The organism is uncultured Marinobacter sp. (assembly GCF_963974375.1).
In the GTDB taxonomy this organism is placed as follows: Bacteria; Pseudomonadota; Gammaproteobacteria; order Pseudomonadales; family Oleiphilaceae; genus Marinobacter.
This window is the reverse complement of the sequence record NZ_CAXBDN010000280.1, coordinates 1-5,441: the sequence shown is the minus strand read 5'-3', so window position 1 is coordinate 5,441 and position 5,441 is coordinate 1. Positions and strand designations below refer to the sequence as shown.

Here is a 5,441-nt window from a genome sequence, read left to right as displayed (position 1 = left end):
GGTTTGAGCAAGAAGTTTGCCTGGAAACCCGCTGAAGCTGGCCAGCGGGTGCAAATCATCCGCGACGGGGATCTGCAGATGGGCACTGAAATTCTTGTATCCAAGGACAAAACCTACGGCACGTTACTGGGGGCCTCGCCGGGCGCATCAGTGTCACCGGAGGTTATGCTGCGCTGCCTGGAGCAGATGCTGCCGAACATTTTCACCAACGAGGAAGCTCGGAAGAAAAAGACCGAGATCTTCCCGGAAGATGATCTGGGTGTTCTGATCAATCAGCCCGACCGGTATCGGGAAATTCGTGATGCGGTCAACGAGAGGCTGGGGATAACCCGGAACAGCCAGGAATAAGGGGCGTTAAGCCATGGGCGCCTGAAAAAGCGATCAGATTGCTGCAGGCTGCCGTCCTGACCTGCTCAGGACTGGCTCACAGTGCTTTGACAAAAGAATCCGCCGACTGGGCCAGAGTCTTCCTGGCCATTTTATGGCTTTGTTTCTGGAGAGCCCCCAGTTTCTCCAGGATACTTCCCCGGACAATTTCCCACCTTGCATTGTCCAGATCCACCGCCTGACGGTGTTGGTCCAGGTAAGCCAACAACACGGCATGGTCGTTGGCGATTCCCTGCAACTCGGTTAGCGCTTCGAGATCATCCACGCTGCTCTTGAGACCTTTCCCGAACATGGGCCGCAAAACCCTCATGCAGTAGAACAGATCTTTCGTTCGTTTCCGGAACCGGTGGAACTCTTCGATGTCATCCGAGGTATTCGCTTTTCGTTCTGCGTCCCGCGCTGTCTGGTAGATACGTTTCAGGTTGGGGATCAAATCCGGGAGGGTTTCGGGTAGATTCCACTGTCTGGGCGCATCGATCTCTGACTCAACCTCCCGCGCAAGTTCCAGAAGGAAGTCGCGGCCATTCTCATCCTCTGGATCCAGTTTGTCCTGAGTTGATAGAAACTGCGCCACGATTTCATAACCGGGGCTTTGCATGGTGGGTACCTCAGTCACGAGATTCTGCCAGGTCTTTTCGCGAACTACGGCATCCCGGTTTCCAGAAAGCTGATTGGCCACCGATTGGTAAAAGGCCTGGCGAAAGCGGAATTCGGTTTTTCCTATCTGGGGACGTATCAGGCGCAAAAGTGCCCGGATTTCCTTGCAGTTCTTCCGAGCCTCATGAACTCCGCGCTCAGGGTCTCTGCAGGCACACAACAATGCCAGAACGATCTCTTCATTGATTGATCGCATTAACCGTTTGAGGTGTTTGCTGAAACTTCCGTCTGGCCTGAGGCGATAACGCATAATTTCACCTTACTTCCGATTACCTGCAGCGATTCACAACGCCTTGCCGGTGCCACTCCAACACTACACCAATCGTTTTTTAACGTAACTACCGGGCGCGGCCTCGATGAGCCCCGCGCGACCGCCCGCCCTGATGGCGGCGGCCATGGGGAGCAGGCGCCGCTCCAGGTATAGCGATTCAAGATCCGGTTTAACTGCAACATCAGAGCTGGTGGTGCTCAACCCGCTCCAGGAAGTCCTGTATTGCCTCGAAGGCCTCATTGGCTTCCGGCAGCAAGGGCGTAAACAGATGCCAGACATGAACCATATCCGGCCAGGTCTGCAGCTCCACCGTGGAGCCGGCCTTACTCGCTTTGTCCGCATAGCGGCGTGCGTTATCCAGCAGGATTTCCGACTCACTGACCTGAATCAGCGTGTGGGGAAGGTTGTTCAGTGAGCCCCGCAGCGGCGATGCCACCGGGTTGGTGGGTGATATCCGCAGGCCCATCAGCGTGCCCCACCAGAGCATGGGTGCGGGCATCTTTGCCAGCTTCTTTACCGTGGGGCCCAGCATCGGGTCCGAGTCGATGTTGGCGCGGCCACCCAGACCCGTGATCATCAGTTCTGTTGAAGGGGACAGCGCCACCGCAGCGTCAGGCGCCTGCAGACGCTGATCACGTATCCACGCAAGCAGGCTGAGTGCGTGGCTACCGCCTGACGAATCGCCTGCTACCACCATGAAGCTGGCGGCCTCAGGTCCATCCGGGCCGTTCTCCAGCAGCCAGCGATAGCCCTGACGGCAATCGGCCACTCCAGTCATAAACAGGTTCTCGGGCATCAGCCGGTAGTCGATGGCGAACACGCTCGCCCGGGCGAGCACTGACAAACGATCGGTGATGGCACGATGGCTCCTGGGGCTGCCGGCAATCCAGGAGCCACCATGGATATACAGGATTCTGCGGCCGGGCAGGGCACCCGGGCCGATCACCCACTCGCCGGGCGGTGCGCCACCCCCGCCGGGACGGACCTCCGAGGCCAGATCCAGCCCGTCGCTCAGGCTGTCCATATAGTCCCGGAGAGCCTTGACCCGGGCATTTCCGCGCAGTCCCTGAGTGACTCCATGCATGGCTTCGATACGCTCCAGAACCTGTTGTCTGACATCATCCGGTGGATAGACCGGCGCGGGGTTTTTCTCTCGATTGCGCTCATGGCTGGAATCATGCCGCCGCCGCAGCAGCAGAAACACCACTACAATCGCGACGAGAACAAGCAACGTTGTCCACATCATGGCAAGCCACAGTGTTCCCAACCAGATCATGCTTGTCCCTCGGACGTCAGTGCGGGAAAAGGCCTGAGAAAGATGGAGAGCGCCACCAAAGGCCTGATGATGCCTGGGAATCAGACACCCGTCGGTACGTAAACCCTCATAAGCAACATTAGTCCACAACGGCCCGGTCATAAAGCTGAACTGCTCCGTTCCTGTTTTGATGTAACAGGACCTGGCAGCGCCCCATTCCTTTTGGCGCACAGGGCTGGCATACATGAATAGATGGGTTAACTTTAACCTTTATTTACAGTACTTATTTCAAGAACCTGCTAACGTTCGGCTTTACTGGAAAGTTGCCTCTCCTGCGGTTGCTTCGTTTACTTTTTTCACCCGGAGGCGCTGTGAAACCAACCATTCTGCAACAACTGCGCGAGCAAACCCGGCCGGCCCATGACGATCTGGAAGCACAGCCGTTGCTGAGAGGGCTGTTGGCCAGTCAGCTGACGAACGCAGAGTACGGCCAGCTTCTGCAGTCCATGTTGGCGTTCTATCAGTCCATAGAGTCGGCGCTGGTTCCAGCTACAACGGCTTTACTGGCGCAACACCCGGATCCGGATTATCAATATCTTCCGCGGGCGCCCCTGCTGGCCGATGATTGTCGGGTACTTGGCTTTGATTCCACTGATTTGGTTTTCCCCCCTATAGAGCTCCATCTGAAGGGCAGCGGGGCTATCCTGTTGGGAGTGCTCTATGTGATTGAGGGTTCCACCCAGGGAGGTCGGTTGATTGCGAAACACCTGGCACGGACTCTGGGTGTCACAGAACATTCCGGCGCCGGTTTTTTTAACCTTCATCGGTGGAGCAACTCCTGGGCAGAGTTTCGTCATTGGCTGAGCGTCGAACTGGAGAACCAATATCAGGATGACGTCCAGAGTATTATTGAGGGGGCTGATATGACGTTTTCAGCCTTGCGTACCCACCTTGATCATTGGCAGCGTTGCACCCATGGGTAACAACCCTATTTATACAGAAGCCGAACTGGAACGGGCGCTTGCCGTTTGCGACAGTGAGCCGGTGCATATTCCCGGAGCTATTCAGAATTTCGGCGTCCTGATTCACCTGGACCGGGAGCTGACCAGCGTCAGACAGGTCAGCGCCAACATCGAGGCGTTTCTGGGCATGTCTGTTCAGGAAAGCCTGTCAGTGTCTCCAGAGATGCTGCTGGGTAAAAAAGTACATCGAAGCTTACGTGAAGGCCTTGCCGGAAGTCATCAGGCGCCCCCGGGGCTGGAACTGGGCCGCGACATAGCCGGTTGCATACGGCGGTTTCATGTTCTGGCATTTCAGACTGACGACTCTGTGGTGGTAGAGCTGGAGCCTGTTGAACAGGGAGCAGGTTCTGATGGCCTGACCACGGTCCATGGACATCTGAAAAGATTGGTCGAGGCTGAAACGGAAGCTGCCTTACTGGAAGAACTGGTGACAGCGGTCAGGGCGGTTACCAGCCACGACCGTACGCTGGTATTCCAGTTTGATGAGCACTGGAACGGTCGAGTTGTGGCAGAAAGCCATAACCAGCGCCTGGCCTCGATGCTGAATCATCAGTTTCCCGCCAGTGACATTCCCCCTCAGGTACGGGCGCTTTATGGCGTCAACCCCATGCGGTTTATAGCAGACACCTATCAGGATCCGGTACCCCTGGTGCCATCCCTGGAGACCCCCACAGATCTGAGTCCCGGTACGCTGCGGGCCGTATCGTCGGTGCATCGGCAGTATATGCGCAACATGGGCGTCGCTACGTCGATGTCGATTGCCATCTTCTCCAGCACGGGTCTGTGGGGTCTGGTGACCTGTCACAAACGGGATGCGGAGGTGTTGTCACCTCCCGGACGCGACAGTGCGGCGATCCTCGTACGGGTCGCCAGTCAGCGTCTGTTCTTGCTAAAAGCGGAGGCAGAGTCCCGTTACCGTGAACAAATCCACCGCAACCGGATTGTACTGGCCCGCGAAGTACAGGGGCAGGGGCCGGAACAGATCCTGGCCAGGCATTCCGTAGAGTGGCTGCGATTGTTTCGGGCCAGGGGAGTGGCCCTGGTGTATCAGGACCAGGTTTCCCCTCATGGCTGTACCCCGGAGAAACCCGAACTTACTGATCTGGCTGCGTGGCTTGCAGACCAATGGCGGGAACTCAACCCCTGGTCCACCACATCACTGGCAGACGCTGGCTACCCCGGTGCCAACCAGATCAATTGCGGGTGCTGCGGGTTGCTGGCCATGCCGTTGGTGATCGATGTCACCAGCCGGGGCTGGCTGTTTTTCTTTCGCCAGGAGCAGGTCGAAACCATCGACTGGGCCGGTGAACCGCAGAAAGTATTGGAGCGCGTGGGTCAGCAGGTAAAACTCACACCCAGGCGATCTTTCGCTGCATGGCGGGAGAAAGTCCGGGGGAAAAGTCTGGCGTGGCGGCCGGCGGAGTTGGTGGCCGCCAGAGACCTGGGTGACGATCTGGCGGTATTGGCATCAGCCCATGAAGTAACCCGACTGAATGAACGCCTGCAACTGGAGCAGGAGGCTCTGGCCAGAGCCAACGAACATCTGCATGAACTGGCCACCACCGATTCCCTGACCGGGGCCATGAACCGTTACCGGATTGAGCATCTGGTCCAGATCGCGCTGGCCAAAGCCGAACGTTACGGCCATGCTTTTTCACTGGTTTTGTTCGATATTGACCACTTCAAACAGGTGAACGATAGCTACGGTCACGATGAAGGCGACCGCGTTCTGAAAACTCTGGTTAAAACCCTGGAATGCTGCTTGCGGGAGGGTGACCAGCTCGGGCGCTGGGGCGGTGAGGAGTTTATGGTACTGCTGCCTGGCACGGATATTACCGGCGCCACAGAA

5 protein-coding genes are annotated in these 5,441 nt (G+C 57.3%); 3 read left to right on the top strand and 2 right to left on the bottom strand.

Annotation, left to right across the window (positions count from 1 at the left end; all coding sequences use genetic code 11):
• A partial coding sequence (locus tag AAC035_RS18195; protein ID WP_339806517.1) for a malate:quinone oxidoreductase occupies positions 1-348 on the top strand: 348 nt, incomplete at its 5' end.
• 76 nt (positions 349-424) lie between these two features.
• Here AAC035_RS18195 and AAC035_RS18190 read toward each other — a convergent pair.
• On the bottom strand, positions 425-1,294 hold the full coding sequence (locus AAC035_RS18190) for a CHAD domain-containing protein (RefSeq protein WP_339806515.1): 870 nt from the start codon (positions 1,292-1,294) through the stop codon (positions 425-427).
• 202 nt (positions 1,295-1,496) lie between these two features.
• Positions 1,497-2,591, bottom strand: a complete 1,095-nt coding sequence (locus tag AAC035_RS18185) for an alpha/beta hydrolase (protein ID WP_339806514.1) — start codon at positions 2,589-2,591, stop codon at positions 1,497-1,499.
• Between the two features lie 350 nt (positions 2,592-2,941).
• Here AAC035_RS18185 and AAC035_RS18180 point away from each other — a divergent pair, with 350 nt between their 5' ends.
• Both AAC035_RS18180 and AAC035_RS18175 read left to right on the top strand, forming a co-directional pair.
• A complete protein-coding gene (locus AAC035_RS18180; RefSeq protein ID WP_339806513.1) occupies positions 2,942-3,553 on the top strand; it encodes a biliverdin-producing heme oxygenase in 612 nt (203 codons plus the stop codon).
• Positions 3,546-5,441, top strand: a 1,896-nt coding sequence (locus AAC035_RS18175) for a diguanylate cyclase (RefSeq protein ID WP_339806512.1), incomplete at its 3' end; no start/stop codon positions are given. The genes AAC035_RS18180 and AAC035_RS18175, both read left to right, overlap by 8 nt.